Genomic DNA, 18,964 nt, shown 5'->3' with positions numbered 1-18,964 from the left:
TTTCTGCAGGGGCTTCGTTTTGTATGGCGTCAGCACTAAAATCGTAAAAAATGAATTCAGGTTGCGACTCTGTCATTTTTTGAAAAACGTGGTCTGTCCCCAATTCTGTTTCTCCGCGCAATGGCAAAAGAACAAGACCTCTGGCTTCCTCTACCCCAAACACCATTGCGATTGCCGTTTCCAGTCATCTGGAAATCCCATAAGTTTCAAATCACCCGGTTCCCTCTGGTCCATTATTTCGGCCAAGTGAAATTTCCACTGGCTGTCTGGACTGATCAAATCGGTTAAATACGCCAGCATCGTTAGTACTATAAATAGCCGCTGCTTGGGTTGAGGCCGATCGCCAGGCGCATTTTGGATGACCCATTCTTTTGGTAAGGATGGTCGAATCGAGAGCTCTCTGTTCCATAGTCGTGAGTGGTGGGCGCAGCAGTTTCGAATGAAGGTCAGAGTGTGGAGCCAGGAGGCCAGTACTTCGAAGGGGAGATTAAATCTGCTAGCGATCGCTTTCTTGTCGACGCTTTTGCCTATGGCATTGAACATCGTGGATACCGTCCCAAGGCTGAGCTCTTCCAGAACAGCCCAAGCGGGCGGCAACTCGGGATGGGCATAGGTTGATCCGTAGAATCGAAAATAGTTATCGCGCATGCGATTTTCAATTCGCTGCTGCTGGACCTGATCAACTCGGCTGCTCTTTTTTATACGATCAATCTCACGTCCCAGTTTGTGGCGCTCCTTGCCCAGTTGATCTCGCAGGGGCCGCAATAAATCGCCATGTGAATATGAAGAAGAGAAGATTGACGCGTCAGCTATCCAGTCAGGCCCGTACTTAGGGCACATGTGATTGCTGATAGTCGCTCGTATGGCGACTTCGACACGTTCGATAGCATCCATGGTTATGCGTCGCAACGAGCCATCGAAGCGGTAGATGTCGACGACTGCTTTCAGAGTGCTACCAGGTTTGAAGGTGTGTTCAGGGTTTGTTTCCTGAAAAGGGCGCATGTATGGACTCAAGCGAAACAGCGTGACCACTTCCAGGAAACGCATGGCGCGCTCGTCATTTGCGACTTGCAGGCCTCGTTGCTTTAGCAGTTCCAATTGCTGTTCTACGCTGAGGGCCGGCTTGTCGAAGGGCCTCATGTAGTTTTCTCCAGGCAAAAAAAACCCGCACGATTTGAGCTTGCTGACTGGGTCAACCTAGGCTTGGCGGGTGTATTGGGGTGCATTATAGGTAGGTGCAAGAGCCCGTCAATGTTGGGCTGATGTGAAATTGTAACGGGTCCAGGCACGCGGGCAGAGTAGGGGGCTGCTGGTTGAGATAAGGCGTCGTTTGTTTTGTCGCAGCGATGCGGACCTCCTGGTGAGCTCCAAGCGCCAGAAACAACAAAGCCCCTGCATTTCTGCAGGGGCTTTGTTTTGTATGGTGCCGGCACCAGGAGTCGAACCCGGGACCTACTGATTACAAGTCAGTTGCTCTACCAACTGAGCTATACCGGCGTGTGGGCGACGATTATAGCGATTGGGTAGATCCTGTAAACCCCTGAATTCAGACTATTTTTGCATTCCGGAAAAATCAGGCCCAGCGCAAATTTATGCGCTGCTTTTGTACCTCGCGCGTAGTAAGACATTTATACAGGGCGTACGGGTCAGCTTCGGCTTTCATGACCCCACAATTATTCACTCGGCTAGCCCAATATTCGTCGGTTATGTCGTTTTGATTGGCAGCTTATGCACAACTGAGGGGCGCGGATACTGGCTTATGCGAGGTGTTGTGAACCCATTCTCATCTTGTTCGCAAATCCCTGTTTTACAGGTTTTTTATTCATGTGAACAAAAAATGACCAGTGTTGTTAAAGCGACGAAACAGGCGCAGATATTGGATCCACAGCAAATCCATCAACAGAGTTATCCACAGGTCGTAACGTTTTAGGCGCGCTCGGCGAGCAGCAGTAAGTTACGCGGTGTGAGTGAGGCGTCGCAAAAGGTGCCGAGGCGTACGACGTATCCCTGTTCTGCGAGGAAAAGCGCCCGATCCAGATTCAGCCAGAGCTCAAGCGGTCGGCGGAACAAACCGCAAAGCAATTCGAGATTGCGAACTTCGGCCAACCGCTGCCAACCGGTTGCTTCGAGTGCGGGCCAATCTGCCTCACCGATTGTGGATAACTCTTTGAGCACAGCCAGATCGCGACAGTAATCGGCGAACGGTTTGTCCAGCCAGGCGCTGGGCAGGGAGGGCGTTGGCAGGTATTCATCGACGCCGCGCACTTGCCGTTGCAGCAGGTCAAAAGCCAGGCGACGAGCCATCGATGTGTCACGCTGGCGCCGGACGCGCGCACCGGCGGTGACGGTTTCGTTCATCGGCAGCGCCAGATCTTCCAGCGAGAGCTGTAGAAGCGATGCCGATCCTGCGCAGGACAAGGCCTGGTATTCGTTACGACTGATGCGGTTGTAACAGCACGGTGCGATCGCCATTTGCTGGCAGCCGGCAGCACTGGCCAAATGCATCAAGCGCACGTGCAGATCACCGCATGCGTGGAGGGCGACGGGGGTGTGGGCGGCGTTCAATACGGCCGGGGCGTCTGCCGCGAGTACATCCTGTTCGACATGCAGGGCGTGCAAGTGATGACGCTGACTCAGTGCCTGACCGCTGGCGACCAATAAAGGATCGTATTCAACGCAAGTCAGTTGCTGCCCCGACCCCATTAAGCGCCGTCCCAAGTGCCCTTTGCCTGAACACCAATCCAACCAATGCGTCGGTGGCGAAGCGAAAGACAAGCGACCGGCAAACGCCTCGATCTGCTGCCACTTGCGCCCGGGCACATCGACATTCAAGCGATGCCCGGCAGCCTCAAGCGCATGCCCCGGAAACTCATCGACCGTACTCAACTCTGCCGACAACTTCGCCAATGAAGCGAACGGCTCTGGCGCATCGACAAGATCAGCAGGATGGTTATGCGCGCGTTCTGCGGCTTCCAGCGATCGCTTGCGTAGCCACGCAGACAACTCCGGGTAGGACGCTTCCCATGGAAGTTGTAGGTGAGTGAACGGTCGAGGTTTCCACAGCGCCTGATGCTCAATCAGAAAAGCATCCAGCGCGGTGAAGCGGGCGAGTAAGTCCTCGCCCGTCAGCACGCAGGAAGTGTCAGCGGCCTTGGCAGGCATCGACGCGCAGCCAGCGCTCCAGCAGCTTGAAGCCGCGTACCAGCACGTAAGCCATGACCAGATAGAACACGCCGGCGGCGAAGAAGATCTCCACCGGCAGATAAGTGCGGGCGATGATCGTGCGTGCCATGCCGGTCAGTTCCAGCAGGGTCACGGTGCTGGCCAGGGCGCTGGCCTTGAGCATCAGGATCACTTCGTTGCTGTAGGCCGGCAGGCCGATGCGCGCGGCACGGGGCAGGATGATGTAGAACATCGCTTTGGGCCTGGACATGCCCAAGGCTCGCGCGGCTTCAATTTCACCGGGTGGAATCGCCTGAATGGCACCGCGCAGAATCTCGGCGATGTACGCCGCTGTGTGCAAGGTCATGGTCACCGTGGCACACCAGAATGGATCGCGCAGGTACGGCCACAGCGAGCTTTCACGTACGGCGTCGAACTGCGCCAGGCCGTAATAGACCAGGAACAGCTGCACCAGCAACGGCGTGCCCCGGAAAAAGAAGATGTAGGCGTAAGGCAGCGAGCGCACGTACCACAGCTTCGAAGATCGGGCGATACCCAGCGGAATGGCGAGCAGCAGGCCGGCGATGACCGCGATGGCGACCAGTTCCAGCGTCAGGGTCGCGCCCTGTGCCAGTTTTGGCAGCCACTTGATGATGACTTCCCAGTTCATTGCGCGCTCCTCGCAAAGCCGCGGGCGGCGCGTTTTTCCAGGAAGTGCATGCCGGTCATCGCCAGCACTGTCAGGCCGAGGTACATGATCGCCGCGACCATATAGAAGGTGAACGGTTGTTTTGACACGGTCACACCGATCTGCGCGTGACGCATGATTTCTTCCAGACCAATGACCGATACCAGCGCGGTGTCTTTCATCAGGATCATGAACAGGTTGCCCAGGCCCGGCAGGGCGATGCGCCACATCTGCGGCATGATCAACCGGGTGAAAATCCGCCATTTCGACAGGCCCAGGGCCTGGCCGGCCTCACGGTGGCCCTTGGGAATGGCCAGCAGGGCGCCACGAAACACTTCCGTGGCGTAGGCGCCGAAGCACAAACCCAGTGCGATCACACCAGCGGCAAAGGCGTTGAGTTGCAGGTCGGGGTTGCCGAAGTACTCACCGAGGGCGCGCATCAGGTTGACCGTACCGAAGTAGATCAACAGCACCCAAAGCAGTTCCGGGACGCCGCGCACCAGTGTCGAGTAGGTACCGCCAAGCCATTGCAGCGGCTTGTACGGGGAAGTCTTGGCCAAGGCGCCGAGCAGGCCGAGCACCAGGCCCAGGCACAGGGCGGTGAGGGCCAGTTGGACGGTCATCAGCGCACCAGCGGCGAGCGCCGGGCCGAATCCGTAGAGGTCGATAATCATGGGTTTCTGTTCAAATTGCGGCAGGCAAAGTCGGGAGCCGGCGCCGCTTGATTACGGCGCCGGTCCCACAAGTCAGATCAATAGATGCTGAACGGGAAGTACTTGTCGTTGATTTTCTTGTAGGTACCGTCAGCGACGATTTCCTTCAGTGCGGCGTTCAGCTTGTTGCGCAGTTCGTTGTCACCCTTGCGCACGGCGATACCGATCTTGTCGCTTTCCTCTACCGGGTCGCCCTTGAACTCGTAGTTCTTGCCAGCGTCGGTTTTCAGCCAGTCGTAGTTGGCGTACTTGTCGGCGAGGATCGCGTCGACACGACCGGAGGTCAGATCGAGGTAGGCGTTTTCCTGGGTGTCGTAGAGGCTGACCTTGATATCGTCACCGTAGGTGTCTTCCAGCCAGGTGCCGGCCAGCGTTGCGCGCTGGGTGCCGATGGTTTTGCCCTTGAGCGAGTCCTTGTCGGTCTTGAAGTCGACGTTTTTCGGCGCGATGAACTGCAATTTGTTCGAGTAGTACGGGTCGGTAAAGTCCACCGCGGCTTTGCGCTCTTCGGTGATCGACAGCGAGGAGATCAGGAAATCGAACTTCTTCGCGTTCAGCGCCGGAATGATGCCGTCCCAGTCGGAAGTGACAACGGAACATTCGGCTTTCATCTTCGCGCACAGGGCGTCGCCGATTTCCTTGTCGAAGCCGACCACTTGGCCGCTGGCGTCTTTATTGTTGAACGGCGGGTAGGCCGCTTCGATGCCCATCTTCAGGGTTTCAGCCATGGCACCGGCGCTGAACGCGAGGGTGACGGCGGCGGCCAGGAAGACCTTTTTGAAATTCTGCATGCATGTTGCTCCGTTAGCGGTTGCTGGACATGAATTGTTTGCAGCGCGCCGAAAGCGGGTTGTCGAACACCTGCTGTGGCGATCCTTGCTCTTCTATAAGGCCCTGATGAAGGAACACCACTTCGCTGGAAACCTGGCGGGCGAAGCCCATTTCGTGGGTCACGAGCAGCATGGTGCGGCCTTCTTCGGCCAATGCGCGGATGACACTAAGTACTTCCTGAACCATTTCCGGGTCAAGCGCGGAGGTCGGTTCGTCGAACAGGATCACCTTCGGCTGCATCGCCAGCGTGCGGGCGATCGCTGCGCGTTGTTGCTGACCACCGGACAATTGCGCCGGGTAGGCGTGGCGCTTGTCGGCGATGCCGACCTTGGCCAGCAACGCTTCGGCGACTTCGATGGCCTCGGCCTTGCTCTGGCCGAGCACGCGGCGCGGGGCTTCGATGACGTTGTCGAGCACGCTCATGTGCGGCCACAGATTAAAGTTTTGAAATACAAAACCAATCTCCGAGCGCAGGCGGTTGATCTGTTTGCCGTCAGCGGCGACCAGTTCGCCGTTCTTCGCGGCTTTGAGCTTGAGTTCTTCACCGGCCACCAGGATCTGGCCCTGGTGCGGGTTTTCCAGCAGGTTGATGCAGCGCAGGAACGTGGACTTGCCGGAACCGGAAGAGCCGAGGATCGAGATCACGTCGCCGTCGCGGGCGGTCAGCGAGATGCCTTTGAGCACCTCCAGCTGTCCGTAGCGTTTGTGCAAGTTGCGGATTTCCAGCGCGGGCGTGGCCTCAGCCATGTGCGTTCCTCATATATGTTGCGCTCCTGCTGTTGGCGGGCCTTCCTGGCGAGGCGGCCAAGCTAGCATAGCGTTTCAATGGCAGCCAACAGCGCTACGAGCGGTAAACGGGTGGCATGTGGCGGGTTGTCGCATCGGCGCAGCAGACTGTCGCCCCATCAACAACCGAACGGGTGTTTGATCGTGCAAACCCGTGGGTGCCGCGTAAAAAAAGGCGCGATGTTGCCAGCTTTGGCGGGGTGTTGGAAGCGCTATCCGGCCGAACGTTCCTTATTCGCCCTTTTTCTGTGCGCCGCACACTTTTTCTGTGTGTTTCTGGTGCGCGGATTCGTCTTGAAAGTGAGTCGCCGGGTAACGTTCTGGCGAATAGCCATTAAACTCAAGGACTTGCATCGGATGCCGGAGCCCCCGGCCCTCAAGGACTTGAAACATTTTGGCGCAAATATTGCGTGCAGAATAAGGAACAGGCCGTTGGATTCTTTTTACGAGAAAGAATTTTCAGACGCGCCGGACGCACTCGCTTTCCTTGCAAAGGTAGTCTCTATGAGCAGTACCCCAAGCTCCACTGGCCTCGAACAGGGGCTCAAACCGCGTCATGTGACCATGTTGTCGATCGCCGGTGTGATCGGCGCCGGTCTGTTCGTCGGCTCCGGCCACGCCATTGCTGCCGCCGGCCCGGCCGTGCTGCTGGCCTACGCCGCTGCCGGTACTCTGGTGGTGCTGGTGATGCGCATGCTCGGCGAGATGGCCGTGGCTTCGCCGGACACCGGTTCGTTCTCGACTTACGCTGATCGCGCGATCGGTCACTGGGCCGGATTCACCATCGGCTGGCTGTACTGGTGGTTCTGGGTGTTGGTGATTCCGCTGGAAGCCAACGCCGCCGCGACCATCCTGCATGCGTGGTTCCCGGGTGTCGACATTTGGGCTTTCGCGCTGGTGATCACCATGCTGCTGACCGTGACCAACCTGTTCAGCGTGAAGAATTACGGTGAGTTCGAGTTCTGGTTCGCCCTGATCAAGGTGCTTGCGATCATCGGCTTCATCGGCCTCGGCCTTGCAGCGATTTTCGGCTTCCTGCCGACCAGCCAGGTCAGTGGCGTTTCGCACCTGTTCGACAGCGGCGGCTTTCTGCCCAATGGCATGGGTGCTGTGCTGGGCGCGATCCTGACCACCATGTTCTCGTTCATGGGTACCGAAATCGTCACCATCGCAGCGGCGGAATCGAAGGACCCTGGCAAGCAGATTTCCAAAGCGACCAACTCGGTGATCTGGCGGATCGGCCTGTTCTATCTGGTGTCGATTTTCATCGTGGTTGCGCTGGTGCCGTGGAACGATCCTACCTTGGCCAACCTGGGTTCCTACCAGACCGTACTTGAGCGCATGGGCATTCCCAACGCCAAGATGATCGTCGACATCGTCGTACTGGTCGCAGTGACCAGTTGCCTGAACTCGGCGCTGTACACCTCCTCGCGCATGCTCTTTTCCCTCGGCAAGCGCGGCGATGCCCCGGCCATGTCGACCCGCACCAATAAAAGCGGTACGCCTTACTGGGCGGTGATGTTGTCGACCGGCGCAGCGTTCCTCTGCACCTTCGCCAACTATGTGGCTCCGGCCGCGGTGTTTGAATTCCTCCTGGCCAGCTCCGGCGCCATCGCCCTGCTGGTGTACCTGGTGATCGCCTTCTCGCAACTGCGCATGCGGAAACAGCGCATGGCGCGCGGCGAGAAAATCGTCTTCAGCATGTGGCTGTTCCCGGGGCTGACCTGGGCGGTGATCATCTTCATTGTCGCCGCGCTGACCATCATGCTGTTCCAGGAAGCCCACCGCGTGGAAATCCTTGCCACGGGCCTGCTGAGTCTGATGGTGGTGGCTGCCGGTCTGCTGGTGTCGCGCCGGCGCAAGCTGGAGAAACGTGGTGCGGTGGTGTTGAACTGAGTCGTAACGCGTGATGTAAAAACGGCCGCTGTCAGGGATGACTAGCGGCCGTTTTTGTTTCTGAGCTTTCCAGTCAGGTTAAACCCAGTCCTCGATTCGCAAACCGGAAACGCGTTCAAACTCCCGTACGTTGTTCGTCACTACAATGAGTCCAAGTGAGCGTGCGTGGCCAGCGATCATTTGGTCGTATGGCCCGATCGGCGTTCCAGCCTTCGCGAGTTCAGATCGAACCATCCCGGCCTGTGCGGCTGCGTCGTTATCGAAAGGCAAGACATCCAGTCGCGCGACAAATCCTTCAACAATTGCCAGATTTTTCTCCGGGGCCGCCGACTTTTCAGCACCGTAAATAAGCTCCATAAGCGTGATAGCGCTGATGCACAACTGCCCGGAATGTCGATTGAAGGCTTCCCGGACAATTTGTGGTTTGTTCTTGATGGTGAAGATGCAGATATTTGTATCCAGCATGTACTTGATCATCAGAACGACTCGCGCTCCTGTTCAGTGGGTTGCTCACGGTTAGCCATGAAATCAGGGCTGACGCTGTCGCCATCAAACCAGCTATCCCAGCTTTCTCCAGCAGGCGTAATGACGCGTGTTCTGCCAATCGCGATGACTTCCACTCGTTTAACGTCGCCGGGCATCGCAACTGCCTTTGGCAGTCGGACTGCCTGACTTCTGTTGCTCATGAAAATTGTGGTCTGCTCCATATTCGAGCTCCCGGGTCTGTTCCTGTGATTAGCTCAGGATAGATCGTGCTGGGGATATGTCAATGGGATATACATCGTCACCGGACAAAGAGTAGCTAGGCCATCCAAACAAAAACGGCCGCTGTCAGGGATGACTAGCGGCCGTTTTTTGTTTCTGAGAAGGGCTTATTCGCTCTTGTCTTCCTGGGGCTCTACCGACTTGCCATAAGCATCCAGCGCCACGCCGAAATCCGTAATGAACTGCGGCTCGCTCAGCCAGGCCTGGGCCTGTTCGATGGTCATGCCGTCGGCCCACATGCGGTAGTCGATGAGCATATCGGCGGCCAGGTGGGTGGCGGCCATGCCTTCGTTGTCGGCGTTTTCCATGTCGAGCAGTTCAGGATGGTCGACGATGATGAAGGCCAGTTCGCGCAGCAGGGTCAGCAGCATTTCGTTGCGGCTGACGGCTTCGGCGTCGCGCATTTTGCTGAACATCGCCAGGGTGTATTCCGGGATCGGCTCGGCGAGGTGGCCGAGCTCTTCGTCCTGATCCAGCGGTTTGCGCCCGACCATACGGATCTGCTTGGCTTTGGCCTTGGCGCGTTTGGCGCGTTTCTGTTGCTTGTTCAGGGATGCCATGGGAGCTCAGTTCTTCTGTTGGGTTTGTGCCGCGATCGCGTCGGATGCCGCTACATAGTCAGCTTGGAATGCCGGAGATTCGATCCACGCCAGCGCGCCGGCCTCGTCGGTTTCCTGCGACCATTGGCGATACTCGATCAGCGCGGCGAGGATGAAATCCATCGCGCCTTCTTCGCCTTCCTGCTCGTACACCAGTTCCAGTAGCGGATCTTCGAGGAACGCGCTGCACATGGCTTGCTGACTGATCTTTTCGGCGTCGATCATTTTCTTGAACAGCTCGGTCAAGTCCACCGATTCGAAGTCGATGCGGTCGTCGTTCGGGTCCAGCTCGACCGGCGCTTCGGCGCGCTTGGTGCGGTTCTGCTTGGCCTTGGCTTTGGCCCGGGTGGCGCGTTTTTGCTGCTTGTTGGCGGAGGCCATGATGTGTTCCGTCGTGCGTTGAGAGGGGCTCAGCTGCGTGGCACTTGTCGGCCGGGTGTATCGGCGGCCAGTGCGCCGGTCTGCAGCCAGGTCAGAGCAATGGGCCATAGTGTGGCTTGGTATGCGCTGCGAAAAAAGCCGAAATGTCCGACTTGTCGTTCGCCGATGTCCTGCGGCGCAATGCGCAGATGGGTTTTTGCCGCGTTGCTGAAGTAGCCGAGCAGGCGTTCGATCGCCGGGATCGTTCCGTAAGGATCATCGCTGAGGCTGATGGCGAGGGTCTGCGCGCGGACGCCATCGAAGGGCAGGGCGCCCGCCTTTTTCATCAGCACCCGACCGCTTGGACGATCCTCGTACCGTGCAGTGGGGGTGCTCCAGTCGCAGACTACGCCGGTTGGCGTGTCCTCCAGCCAGCCGATCCGCTTGCCTGGAAAATAGCCGCAGAGCAGCGCCATCAAAGGCATGACCACATGCCACTTGCCGAACATCCGCCAGCGCTGTTCGGAAGCATAATCGCGCCAATAAGCGAACTGCGCACCGACGGTTACCAACCGTCGGATCACCTTGCCCGACTCCGCTAAGCCCGCCGCGCAACCGCCGAAACTATGGGCGACCACATCGATTGGCTGACCGGGAAACTCCCGCTGCGCGCGTTTGAGCATCGCTTCGAAATCCAGCGCGCCCCAGTCGGTCCACGAGGCACGCAGCCCTTTGATCGATTCGCTGCGTGATTCGCCAATGCCCCGGTAATCGTAGGTCATCACATCGCAGCCATGGCTGAACAGGTAGGCCGCGAACCGTGAATAGTGCCGACAGCGCACCGAGGTGGCGGCGTTGATGATGACTACCGGGCGCTGAGGATCGGGCGAACTGTGGCGCCAGGTGAAGCCGCCGAGTGCGTAGCCGTCGTCGGCAGTTTCCTTGAAGGACGTGCCTTCAGCTGCAGTCAAAACTGGTTGGCTCAACTCTGCGTCTTCCAACTCGAATGGGGGCTTGCTGCCTATGGCGCTTGACCTCGGCGGTTAGGTGCCAACCATAGTCGCCGCGCTGATCAAGAACAATCCGGCCGGTTCATTCACTGGATTGAATGAGCATGCGTTCTTCGATCAACGCCTGTTCGCGGTTGAGTTCAGCACGTAACTCTTCTTCGCTCGGCAGTATCGTCTTGTAGCTGCTGGCGAACAGTTGCTCATTGCCTTTGAGCATGGAATAGCGCGCCACCGAGTCATTGCTTTCCGCGCTGAGAATGATACCGACGGTTGGCTTGTCACCTTCGCTGCGCTTGAGCTCGTCGTACATGCGCACATACATGTCCATCTGCCCGACATCGCGGGCGCTGAGCTTGCCGCGTTTCAGGTCGATGATCACGAAGCACTTGAGCAGGTAGTTGTAGAACACCAGATCGATATAGAGGTCGACGCCGTCAGTGCTGATGCGTTGTTGGCGGGCGACAAAGGAAAAGCCTTTGCCAAGTTCAAGCAGAAAGCTTTGCAAGTGATCGATGAGGGCTTGTTCGAGTCCGCTTTCCCTGACTTTGCCTGCCGAGGGCAGGCCGAGGAATTCGAGCATGACCGGATCGCGAATGAATTCCCGCGGATTGCATTTCATCGCGTCGATGTTGGTCGTGGCTTCCTCCACCACCTCGGCTTTGTCCTGACTCATCAGCAGGCGCTCGTAGTAGAGCGTCAGGATCTGACGATCAAGGGCGCGGCTTGACCAGTTGAGGTCGGCGCATTCGTTCATGTACCACAGGCGCGCTTTCTCGTTCTCGACGCGTAGCAGGCGGCGGTAGTGGGTCCAGCTCAATTCGGAACGCACTGCGTTCCAAATTGGAAAAGACTGATAAAAGCTACGCATATATCGCAGATTGCGCTCATCAAATCCCTTCCCGAATTGCCCCGTTAGATCCTTCGCCAGCAGCGCGAGCAACTGCTGGCCATAACCCGCACGCTGAGCGCCTTTCTGTTCGAAATCGACGATATGCCGGCCGATTTGCCAACAGGTCTGCACCTGAATCGTATCGACCGCGCGTAGCACTTTTTGCCGCGCCTGGCGAATCAGCTCGCCCAGTTCGCCCAGCAGTGAATCGATTTTATGGTCTTGCGTATCAGCAGATTTGAGCTGGCTCATCGGGTCTTCCGCATTCTGGAAACAGAGACGCAAGCATGCCGGGGAAGGCGGCGCAGGTATGTCGGGCGAACCTGCGAGTTCGGAAGGAAGGGTGGGACAGGCGTTGCAGGACATTGCCACCGGAAGGCGCGTAACAGGGTAAATGTCCGTAGTCCATTTCGTACTTTTGCCCAGTCAATCGCCGCAGAGTTGGCGGCGCTGCGGTGAGCGATCTGGTGTTGCGCTGGAATGAAAGGAACAGGCAGGTAAGAGGCTGCTTCAAAAAAGCGCCCCAGTTGCATCATCGCGAGCGCTTGCCCTTCGGCCTCTGCTCACGCACCCGTCCTTTGCGATAAATCCACAGCCCGAACACACCTATGGCCAACATGAACGCGGTCCAGAAGCTCTGCCACATGAACTCGAACCAGTATCGCCGAGGTTGCAGTGCCAAGGTGTAGGTGCTGCGCGGTCCGCGATTGTTGGTGGTGATGGAACCGCTGACCCAGCTCTCGATAAGCGTGTAGATCGACAGACACACGGCAAAGGCGATCAGCACTCCCGCGAGCACCGTCAGCCAGAATGTCCAGCGGCTCGGGCGATACGGCCGGGGATGCGGCAAGCGAATACGGGTTCTTTTCTGATTCATAAGCAGGGCTCGCGCAAGCCGGTCAGGAAACTGCCAGCTCTTGCAGCTGTTCAGTCGGCATCTGCCGCGGGCTCGTCGGGCGTGCGGCAAGGTGGGCGCATTCGGCGATCACCTTGAGAATGCCGATCACCGCCGGGGTCAGCGTAGTGCCGAGGCAAATGCGCACGCCTGTGGAAGCCTGGCCGTCGGCGAAAAAGATGCCGCTGCCAGCCACGTGGCAACCACGCTCCGTGGCCAATTGCTGCAGCGCCGGCATGTCGGTGTGTGTCGGCATTTCGATCCAGTGGATGAAGCCGCCGCGCGGTGGCACATAGACGGTCCCGAGCGGGAAATCCGTGCGCACCAGTGCTTCGACAAAACTCGCCAGCGAGGACAGTTGCGACCTCAATCTGGCGCAGTGCTCGTCCATGTAGCCACGGCCGATGAATTCATTGAGAACATTTTGCGCCAGGCTGGAAACGGCCAGGTTGCGCGAAAACATCTGCGCGAGGATGGCATTGCGGTATTTGCCGGCCAGACACCAGCCGACGCGATAACCCGGCGCGATGGTTTTGGAAAAGGACGAGCAGTAGATCGTCTGGCCGCTGCTGTCGTAGCTCTTGAGGGCGCGCGGCCGATCAGCTTCGGGCACCAGGTCGAAGAAGATGTCGTCTTCGATGATCGGCACATCCGCTTCCCGGGCGATCCTTGAAAGTCGCGCGCGCGCTTCGTCGGGCATGATGAAGCCACGCGGATTCTGCAGCGTCGGGTTGAGAAAAATCACCGCGACCTTTTTTTGCTTCAGAGCTTCTTCCAGATGATCGACATCCAGGCCCGTGCGGCCGTCGGTGCGGATCGGCAAGGCGCGCATGCCCAGGCGTTCGATGGTCTGCAGAATGCCGTAATAGGTCGGGGTTTCGATGGCGACTGTAGCGCCTTTCGACGCGACGGCTTCGAGGGCCAGTTCGAGAGCGATGGTGTCGCCCGACGTCACCAGAATATCGTCCGGCCCGCAGACTACACCGCGGGTCAGCATCAGGCCGGCAATACGCCTTCGCAGCGCGGGAAGGCCGGGTGGCGCGACCAGACCGCTCAGCGCGTTGTCGGTCCTGGCGGCCAACACCGAGAGGCATTTGTTGAGCAACACGTTGGGCGTGAGATCGCTGTGCAGGACGGCCGAATTCAGCGATGCGGTGGTGCGCGAGGCCGCCTCGGAGAGCATCGCAACCACAGCATGATTGACGTTGACGGTGACACTGGAAAAGTCGAAAGCGCCGGACGGTTTTGCCCGCCCTGATGCCGAGACGAAGTAGCCGACGCGCGGCACCGTCGAGACGTAGGCGTCGGCCTCGAGATCGGCCAGCGCCCGCTGCACCGTGGTGATGCTGGTCTCGAACATCCGCGCCAGAACGCGGATTGACGGCAGTTTCGCCTCGGCCGCCAGGTCACCGCTGTCGATCTGGCGAATAATCCAGTCCTTGACTATCCGCCAGCGCTTGTCCGGCAAATCAAACCTGTCCATAAGTTCTCTGTGATGATTCGAAACAATTCACAGAAAGTAGAGCAAAACGATCCCCGTTGCAGCAACTATGACGATGTTCAGCGCCACCAGACCGAAGGCGAAGCGGATCAGGCTGTTTTCTTCCTGGCGGTTGGCCCCGGCAAGTCCGGTGATCAACGACAGAATCGACAGCGAGCCAAGTGCGCCATGGCCGGCGGCGCTGTTGACCATTGCCGCCAGCCACGCCCCGTGTTCGCTGCTCAGCGCGGCGATGGACGGCATCACCAGCGTGTTGCCGCCGACGTTGGAGCCGGTGACATAACCGGCAATCCCTGCCAGCAGGGCGATCGTCGGCGCCAGCGAAATACCCGACATGGATTGCAATGCGCTTTGCGCCTCGACGAGGAATCCGGCGTTGACCATCACCTGGGAGAGCAGCAGGAACAGGAAGATTGTCGTGACGGGAAACTTCGCCCGGTTCAACAGCGCTTGCCAAGGAAATCCGGCGCCTGCTGTTTGCCTGAACGCCATCAGCACGGTCACGATCAGCAGCGCCAGCCCTGGAGACGCCAATGGCTTCCATGAAACGTGTTCGCCCCTGATGACCCACAGGCCATCCCAACCCGACAGCACGAACAATCCGCGCGACGCCACAATCACTCCCAGCAAGGCCAGATAAGGCCATGCCGCGCTCGGCCAGCGCACCAGTTTTTTCCGTTGCGCCCAGGAGATGCCCAGGCCGACGCAAGCCACAGCCAGCCCGGCCAGCACACCGGAAACTTCCGGGCCGACCCACAGGTTGACGCAATACAGCACGGCAACGAACAGGGCGGTCACGACGATCAGCCCCAGCCACGGAGTAATCCTGCGGATGCCGGCCTGCCACAAGGCCAGCGACGCCAGGCAGAGGAACACCGGCGCGCTGATCAGCGCCGAATGGCTACCGAGGGTTTGCGCCGGCAGGTGCGCCAGCAGGGCGCCGATTACCGTCGCCAGACCCAGCGTGCCCCACGGCATGATCACCATGCCGGCGAGAGCGATTTTCATCCCCGACTGGCGAGTGAAAAGCCCCATCAGCAGCGGCACCGTGGCGATCAGCGAAACGCCGAAGCCGGTCATCGCTTCCAGCAGCGGCGCCAGACCCAGCACGATGAAAATCACCTGCGCCGGGGGTGTCCAGCCGAGTTCCTTGACCCACGCGCCGATGGCCTGTGGCGCGCCGCCGCGCTCGACCAGAATGACGAAGGCCAGCCCTGGGACGATGACGCACGCGGTGCTGAGAAACAGGATCGTGGTGTCCTGAAAAATCGCCGAGGAGATCGCCGCCGACACCGGCCCGGCAGCGCCCAGTGCCCACAGCACCAGCACCAGCACCACACCGGCCAGCGCGGCCTGTACCGGCGGACGCCGGAGGATCAGGATCAGCGCGATCACCAGCGCGATCGGTGACATTTGCAGCAAGAGAGAGCTCATAGCGGTTTCCTTGGCTTAATCGTGCGTCTGTCCGCTGTACTCGGTCGCCCGCATGGACGCGCGCTGGCAGAACGTCTGATACCACTCGCTCAGGCGTGCTTGCGCCGAGAAGTCCGAGAGTTGACGGAAAGCGATCCAGTCCAGCGCGGTCGCCAAGGCGATGTGGCCAACGGTGATCGGGCCATTGAGGTCGACGTGCTCTTCGATGAAGCGATACGCCTCCTTGAGTTTGTAGGCCTGGCCGTCCGCGTACGCCGGATAGCGCAAAGCCTCGGGGCGCCGCTCGACTTCCCAGCGCAGCTTGATGCCGACGTCGCACATGCCCTGCGCCAATGCCTGCAGGCGCAGCGCCTTGTAGCGCTCGGGGCCGCTGGCCGGGATAAATTTACGGCCATTGCTCAGGTCATCGAGGTATTCGCAAATCACGATGGAATCGAACAGTGCGCTGTCGTCGGGCAGCATCAGCACCGGCACTTTACCCAAGGGGTTGGCCTGGTAAATGGTCGCGTTCGGTGAAGTCGGGCTGGTCTCGTGATGTATCACCTCAAGGCTCGATGCGATGCCAAGTTCGTGAGCCAGCACCAACACCTTGCGGGCGTACGGCGAATGCGTCTGATAATAGAGTTTCATGCGCGAGTTCCTGTCTCAAGGATGGCGGTGGCGACTCGATGGGCGTCCATGAACAGCCGCGAAGGTGCGCCCGCCGAGGTGACGTAGTGGTTGTAATAACAGGAGCCTTCAGCGAGCGGACCCAGCACCCAGATGTCACGCACCGTTTCGCCGCTGTTCGACTTGGGGTTGGACGCCGCGTCGACATCGATGCCGTCGATGCCCGGCACATCGGTGCGTGGACGCACAAGGCCCAGGCGCGCGAGGTCGCGCACAGGTGCGCAGTCGCTGTGGGTGACGCCGCTGCTCTGGACGTAACCGGCGACTCGCTTGAAGTGATCGATCGCGGGGCGTGAGCCGGGCTTGAGAAAGGTCAGCAAACCGGCATCACACAGCGCGAGCAGATCGGCGTGGCGCTCCTTCTGCGGGCCGGCGACCAGACGGTTGATCGCCTTGTGCCAGCGGCCATAGAACTGCCGATGCGAATCTTCGGTGAGCCCATCGAAATCGACCGCCTCACGCAGCCGGTCGCGCAAGTCGCGCCAGACTTCGATGGCGGCTTTGATCGGCGACGCGCCGCGTCCCAGACGTGCTTCATGCAAGTCGGCTTCGAGGGTGTCGTAAATCCATGCGTGATAGTTGTAAGGCGTCACGCTGTCGGGCAGTGCGTGGCAGATCAGCTCCAGCGGATTGATTGCCCCGGCAATCGTTTCGAACTCGCGCAGCAAAGCTTCGCAGGCGACAACCCCTGCTGGGCCGACAACGCTGACGGTTCTGAGCTGCTCAAGCAGCTGTTGTGGCGCTGAAGGTTTATGCAGAACGGCGACCGCAGCGGCACGCATCTCCAGCAGCATCAGCGGCAGAATGTCCCGTTCGAAATCCAGTCGGCGGTTGTGCGCGTTGACCCGCAACGATTCGATACGCTCGCTCGTGAGCAGCACGGCGCTATGGCGGGGGAAGCCGATCAAGCCATTGGGACGCGTGCGAAACGGCAGCCCGTCCCGCGACTGAATGAAGATCACCGGCTCCTGACCCGAAGGCTGGTAAGTGTGACTGCCATCAGCCATGGGTTTGTAGATCCCGCCTCTGCCAGCCGTCAGCGCCGCCAGGGTGTCCATGGCGCCCAGGCCCAACCCTTCGATCAACACCGTTTCGCCGGGCTCGACGGTGGTGAGGCTGCCCGGCAGCGGGTAAACGTTGTCGACCCGGTTCTGCCCCGCCAGGCGCAGGCGTCCGGTGTGGCCAACGGTCAGCATCAGACGATCCACCGTCACCGCAGCGCCTTCGGCGGTCAGCAGAATGTATTGCTGATTCTCGTTGCGCTCGACCGCCGTGACCTGATGCCGATGCAGATTGACCGTGACCCAGGCGGGTGCGGTCGCGAGGATCCGCGTGAAGGCGTCGGCCAGATAAGCGCCGAGCAGGTGCCGTGGCAGAAAATCCTCCGGCTCGACGTCGCGACCGTCGGCGGCGAGCAGGCCACTGTCGGGGTCAACCTTGACGCGCCGGGCTCTGCACCACGCGAGAAAGTCCGGCCCTGGTCGTTCCCGGGCGTCGGTCAGATCACCGAACGCTGCTGCGTCGGGAAATACCCCGAGCTGACCGGCGACGGTGTTGAGCAGCAGGTAGTCCGGTTGATCGGGCCAGTGCGCGCCGCTGCCGAGCACGTTGGGCTCGAAGATGTCGATGAACACCGGTTGTTGCGGGCGTTCCTCGGCGCGGCTCAACAGGCGCTCGAATATCGACAATCCGCGCGAACCGCAGCCGACCAGGCCGATGTGCACAGGCGCCTTCACCATCTGCGCTCCTCGCCAAAAAATGACGGGATGGCAATTGCCGTACCGGCCGCCACCGCAATGTCGTGGATCATCCGGCCAATCGCGAGATCGAGAATGCCCATGCCGAATGGCGAATAGATCAGCGGTTTGTCTTGGGCGACATGCAGGTCACCGCGAATCAGCTGCGCCACTGTGCCGGTGACAAAGTCGCGATGGCCGTATTGCTGCTCGGCCAGATGCGGTGAGGTATTGGCCTTCAGGCAATGGGTGATGTCGTCGAAGTAGTTGTAACTTTCCGCGATGATTTCAGCGCCGATATCCCGCAGCGAGATGTTCAGAACAATCTGCCCCGGGCGGAACGTGCCCTGGCCTTTTACGTACGGCTCGCCCGCGCTGGTGGCGAACACCACGATGTCGGCAGTCAGTGCTTCTTCGAGCGACAGCAGGCGTACATCCGGCAGGCCCAGTTGTTCACCAAATTCCGCGAGGGCTTGCGCCGATTCCCCGTTGAGATCGTGAATGCCCACGCTGTCGAAGGACCAGTCGTCGGCGACGAAAGTCCCGAGGGTATTTCTTGAGATTACCCCGCCACCAATGATCGAAAGTGTCGCCGCGTGGCGGTTCTGGCCATTCAGCCACCAGGCACCCAATACCGCCGACGCCGCCGTGCGCACGGCACTGATCAGCGCACCTTCGAGCAGGGCGTAGGGATAACCGGTCTGCGGGTCGTTGAGAATCAGCACGGCAGATGCGCGCGGAATGCCTGACTTGATGTTGTCGGGATAACTGGCAATCCACTTGATCCCGGAGACGGATTGATCGCCCTTGCTGTCGACGATGGCCGCCGGCAGCGCAATGATCCGGTTCGCCGGTTGCGCAGGGAAACGCAAAAAGTAACTGTCGGGGTTAACGGTTTCGCCACGCTCGTGGGTCAGGTAGGTCTGCGCCACCATGTCGATGGTTGCATGCCGCAGCCCGTTGAGGATGTCTTTGACGACAGCGCCGGGGATGACGTGGAACGGCTGGATCGGATTCTGTGTGGTCATGA

Annotated in this window: 19 protein-coding genes and 1 tRNA gene; 1 reads left to right on the top strand and 19 read right to left on the bottom strand. The window is 59.5% G+C overall.

Annotated features, from left to right (window positions below):
* Positions 1-150 precede the first annotated feature (150 nt).
* The 7 genes from AC0Z5Z_RS07530 to AC0Z5Z_RS07500 all read right to left on the bottom strand — a co-directional run bounded on the left by AC0Z5Z_RS07530 (position 151) and on the right by AC0Z5Z_RS07500 (position 6,141).
* The gene (locus AC0Z5Z_RS07530; protein ID WP_485610923.1) at positions 151-1,140 is read right to left on the bottom strand and encodes an Abi family protein; all 990 of its coding nucleotides are present in this window, start codon (positions 1,138-1,140) and stop codon (positions 151-153) included.
* 281 nt (positions 1,141-1,421) lie between these two features.
* Positions 1,422-1,497, bottom strand: a tRNA-Thr gene (locus AC0Z5Z_RS07525).
* 429 nt (positions 1,498-1,926) lie between these two features.
* Positions 1,927-3,162: a methyltransferase gene (locus AC0Z5Z_RS07520; protein WP_252887167.1), complete on the bottom strand. Its 1,236-nt coding sequence runs from the start codon at positions 3,160-3,162 to the stop codon at positions 1,927-1,929.
* Positions 3,143-3,832, bottom strand: a complete 690-nt coding sequence (locus AC0Z5Z_RS07515) for an ABC transporter permease (protein WP_064363372.1) — start codon at positions 3,830-3,832, stop codon at positions 3,143-3,145. The genes AC0Z5Z_RS07520 and AC0Z5Z_RS07515 overlap by 20 nt, the downstream gene beginning before the upstream one ends.
* Positions 3,829-4,524 carry an ABC transporter permease gene (locus AC0Z5Z_RS07510; protein WP_041477511.1) on the bottom strand — a complete coding sequence of 232 codons (696 nt, stop codon included), beginning with the start codon at positions 4,522-4,524 and terminating at the stop codon, positions 3,829-3,831. Before AC0Z5Z_RS07510 ends, AC0Z5Z_RS07515 begins: the two co-directional genes overlap by 4 nt.
* A 77-nt stretch (positions 4,525-4,601) precedes the next feature.
* On the bottom strand, positions 4,602-5,354 hold the full coding sequence (locus AC0Z5Z_RS07505; RefSeq protein ID WP_150741763.1) for an ABC transporter substrate-binding protein: 753 nt from the start codon (positions 5,352-5,354) through the stop codon (positions 4,602-4,604).
* 13 nt (positions 5,355-5,367) lie between these two features.
* Complete coding sequence (locus tag AC0Z5Z_RS07500; RefSeq protein WP_024011209.1) at positions 5,368-6,141, bottom strand: ABC transporter ATP-binding protein; 774 nt, start codon at positions 6,139-6,141, stop codon at positions 5,368-5,370.
* A gap of 543 nt (positions 6,142-6,684) precedes the next feature.
* Here AC0Z5Z_RS07500 and gabP point away from each other — a divergent pair.
* Positions 6,685-8,076, top strand: coding sequence for a GABA permease (gabP, locus tag AC0Z5Z_RS07495; protein WP_016772141.1), 1,392 nt, complete (start codon positions 6,685-6,687; stop codon positions 8,074-8,076).
* A 78-nt stretch (positions 8,077-8,154) separates the two neighbouring features.
* Here gabP and vapC read toward each other — a convergent pair whose 3' ends face one another.
* The 12 genes from vapC to sbnB form a co-directional block, all read right to left on the bottom strand.
* Positions 8,155-8,553 carry a type II toxin-antitoxin system tRNA(fMet)-specific endonuclease VapC gene (gene vapC, locus AC0Z5Z_RS07490; protein WP_150637947.1) on the bottom strand — a complete coding sequence of 133 codons (399 nt, stop codon included), beginning with the start codon at positions 8,551-8,553 and terminating at the stop codon, positions 8,155-8,157.
* The gene (gene vapB, locus AC0Z5Z_RS07485; RefSeq protein WP_024011210.1) at positions 8,553-8,783 is read right to left on the bottom strand and encodes a type II toxin-antitoxin system VapB family antitoxin; all 231 of its coding nucleotides are present in this window, start codon (positions 8,781-8,783) and stop codon (positions 8,553-8,555) included. Before vapB ends, vapC begins: the two co-directional genes overlap by 1 nt.
* 165 nt (positions 8,784-8,948) lie before the next feature.
* Positions 8,949-9,401 carry a hypothetical protein gene (locus AC0Z5Z_RS07480; protein ID WP_056787197.1) on the bottom strand — a complete coding sequence of 151 codons (453 nt, stop codon included), beginning with the start codon at positions 9,399-9,401 and terminating at the stop codon, positions 8,949-8,951.
* A 6-nt stretch (positions 9,402-9,407) separates the two neighbouring features.
* Positions 9,408-9,821 carry a hypothetical protein gene (locus AC0Z5Z_RS07475; protein ID WP_236168218.1) on the bottom strand — a complete coding sequence of 138 codons (414 nt, stop codon included), beginning with the start codon at positions 9,819-9,821 and terminating at the stop codon, positions 9,408-9,410.
* 29 nt (positions 9,822-9,850) lie between these two features.
* Positions 9,851-10,786: an alpha/beta hydrolase family protein gene (locus tag AC0Z5Z_RS07470; protein WP_256584334.1), complete on the bottom strand. Its 936-nt coding sequence runs from the start codon at positions 10,784-10,786 to the stop codon at positions 9,851-9,853.
* Positions 10,787-10,892: 106 nt separating this feature from the next.
* Entirely contained in the window at positions 10,893-11,951 is a 1,059-nt protein-coding gene (locus tag AC0Z5Z_RS07465) for a PDDEXK nuclease domain-containing protein (protein WP_256808527.1), read from the bottom strand.
* 280 nt (positions 11,952-12,231) lie between these two features.
* Complete coding sequence (locus AC0Z5Z_RS07460) at positions 12,232-12,576, bottom strand: hypothetical protein (protein ID WP_256808525.1); 345 nt, start codon at positions 12,574-12,576, stop codon at positions 12,232-12,234.
* A gap of 22 nt (positions 12,577-12,598) precedes the next feature.
* A complete protein-coding gene (locus AC0Z5Z_RS07455; protein WP_485610922.1) occupies positions 12,599-14,077 on the bottom strand; it encodes an aminotransferase-like domain-containing protein in 1,479 nt (492 codons plus the stop codon).
* 27 nt (positions 14,078-14,104) lie between these two features.
* Entirely contained in the window at positions 14,105-15,529 is a 1,425-nt protein-coding gene (locus AC0Z5Z_RS07450) for an L-lactate permease (protein ID WP_041477518.1), read from the bottom strand.
* Positions 15,530-15,544: 15 nt separating this feature from the next.
* Positions 15,545-16,159: a glutathione S-transferase family protein gene (locus AC0Z5Z_RS07445; protein WP_056787214.1), complete on the bottom strand. Its 615-nt coding sequence runs from the start codon at positions 16,157-16,159 to the stop codon at positions 15,545-15,547.
* Positions 16,156-17,937 carry an FAD/NAD(P)-binding protein gene (locus AC0Z5Z_RS07440; RefSeq protein ID WP_485610921.1) on the bottom strand — a complete coding sequence of 594 codons (1,782 nt, stop codon included), beginning with the start codon at positions 17,935-17,937 and terminating at the stop codon, positions 16,156-16,158. The genes AC0Z5Z_RS07445 and AC0Z5Z_RS07440 overlap by 4 nt, the downstream gene beginning before the upstream one ends.
* On the bottom strand, positions 17,931-18,962 hold the full coding sequence (sbnB, locus tag AC0Z5Z_RS07435) for a 2,3-diaminopropionate biosynthesis protein SbnB (protein ID WP_485610920.1): 1,032 nt from the start codon (positions 18,960-18,962) through the stop codon (positions 17,931-17,933). Before sbnB ends, AC0Z5Z_RS07440 begins: the two co-directional genes overlap by 7 nt.
* Positions 18,963-18,964: the final 2 nt, after the last annotated feature.

The sequence above is a fragment of the Pseudomonas sp. 1L-E-NC-VB-C3 genome (genome assembly GCF_057291535.1).
This window is presented reverse-complemented; position numbering and strand designations above follow the sequence as displayed.

Coding starts and splice junctions, on each gene's coding strand:
- AC0Z5Z_RS07530 (WP_485610923.1), bottom strand. CDS start 1,140: ATGAGGCCCTTCGACAAGCCGGCCCTCAGCGTAGAACAGCAATTGGAA.
- AC0Z5Z_RS07520 (WP_252887167.1), bottom strand. CDS start 3,162: ATGCCTGCCAAGGCCGCTGACACTTCCTGCGTGCTGACGGGCGAGGAC.
- AC0Z5Z_RS07515 (WP_064363372.1), bottom strand. CDS start 3,832: ATGAACTGGGAAGTCATCATCAAGTGGCTGCCAAAACTGGCACAGGGC.
- AC0Z5Z_RS07510 (WP_041477511.1), bottom strand. CDS start 4,524: ATGATTATCGACCTCTACGGATTCGGCCCGGCGCTCGCCGCTGGTGCG.
- AC0Z5Z_RS07505 (WP_150741763.1), bottom strand. CDS start 5,354: ATGCAGAATTTCAAAAAGGTCTTCCTGGCCGCCGCCGTCACCCTCGCG.
- AC0Z5Z_RS07500 (WP_024011209.1), bottom strand. CDS start 6,141: ATGGCTGAGGCCACGCCCGCGCTGGAAATCCGCAACTTGCACAAACGC.
- gabP (WP_016772141.1), top strand. CDS start 6,685: ATGAGCAGTACCCCAAGCTCCACTGGCCTCGAACAGGGGCTCAAACCG.
- vapC (WP_150637947.1), bottom strand. CDS start 8,553: ATGATCAAGTACATGCTGGATACAAATATCTGCATCTTCACCATCAAG.
- vapB (WP_024011210.1), bottom strand. CDS start 8,783: ATGGAGCAGACCACAATTTTCATGAGCAACAGAAGTCAGGCAGTCCGA.
- AC0Z5Z_RS07480 (WP_056787197.1), bottom strand. CDS start 9,401: ATGGCATCCCTGAACAAGCAACAGAAACGCGCCAAACGCGCCAAGGCC.
- AC0Z5Z_RS07475 (WP_236168218.1), bottom strand. CDS start 9,821: ATGGCCTCCGCCAACAAGCAGCAAAAACGCGCCACCCGGGCCAAAGCC.
- AC0Z5Z_RS07465 (WP_256808527.1), bottom strand. CDS start 11,951: ATGAGCCAGCTCAAATCTGCTGATACGCAAGACCATAAAATCGATTCA.
- AC0Z5Z_RS07460 (WP_256808525.1), bottom strand. CDS start 12,576: ATGAATCAGAAAAGAACCCGTATTCGCTTGCCGCATCCCCGGCCGTAT.
- AC0Z5Z_RS07455 (WP_485610922.1), bottom strand. CDS start 14,077: ATGGACAGGTTTGATTTGCCGGACAAGCGCTGGCGGATAGTCAAGGAC.
- AC0Z5Z_RS07450 (WP_041477518.1), bottom strand. CDS start 15,529: ATGAGCTCTCTCTTGCTGCAAATGTCACCGATCGCGCTGGTGATCGCG.
- AC0Z5Z_RS07445 (WP_056787214.1), bottom strand. CDS start 16,159: ATGAAACTCTATTATCAGACGCATTCGCCGTACGCCCGCAAGGTGTTG.
- AC0Z5Z_RS07440 (WP_485610921.1), bottom strand. CDS start 17,937: ATGGTGAAGGCGCCTGTGCACATCGGCCTGGTCGGCTGCGGTTCGCGC.
- sbnB (WP_485610920.1), bottom strand. CDS start 18,962: ATGACCACACAGAATCCGATCCAGCCGTTCCACGTCATCCCCGGCGCT.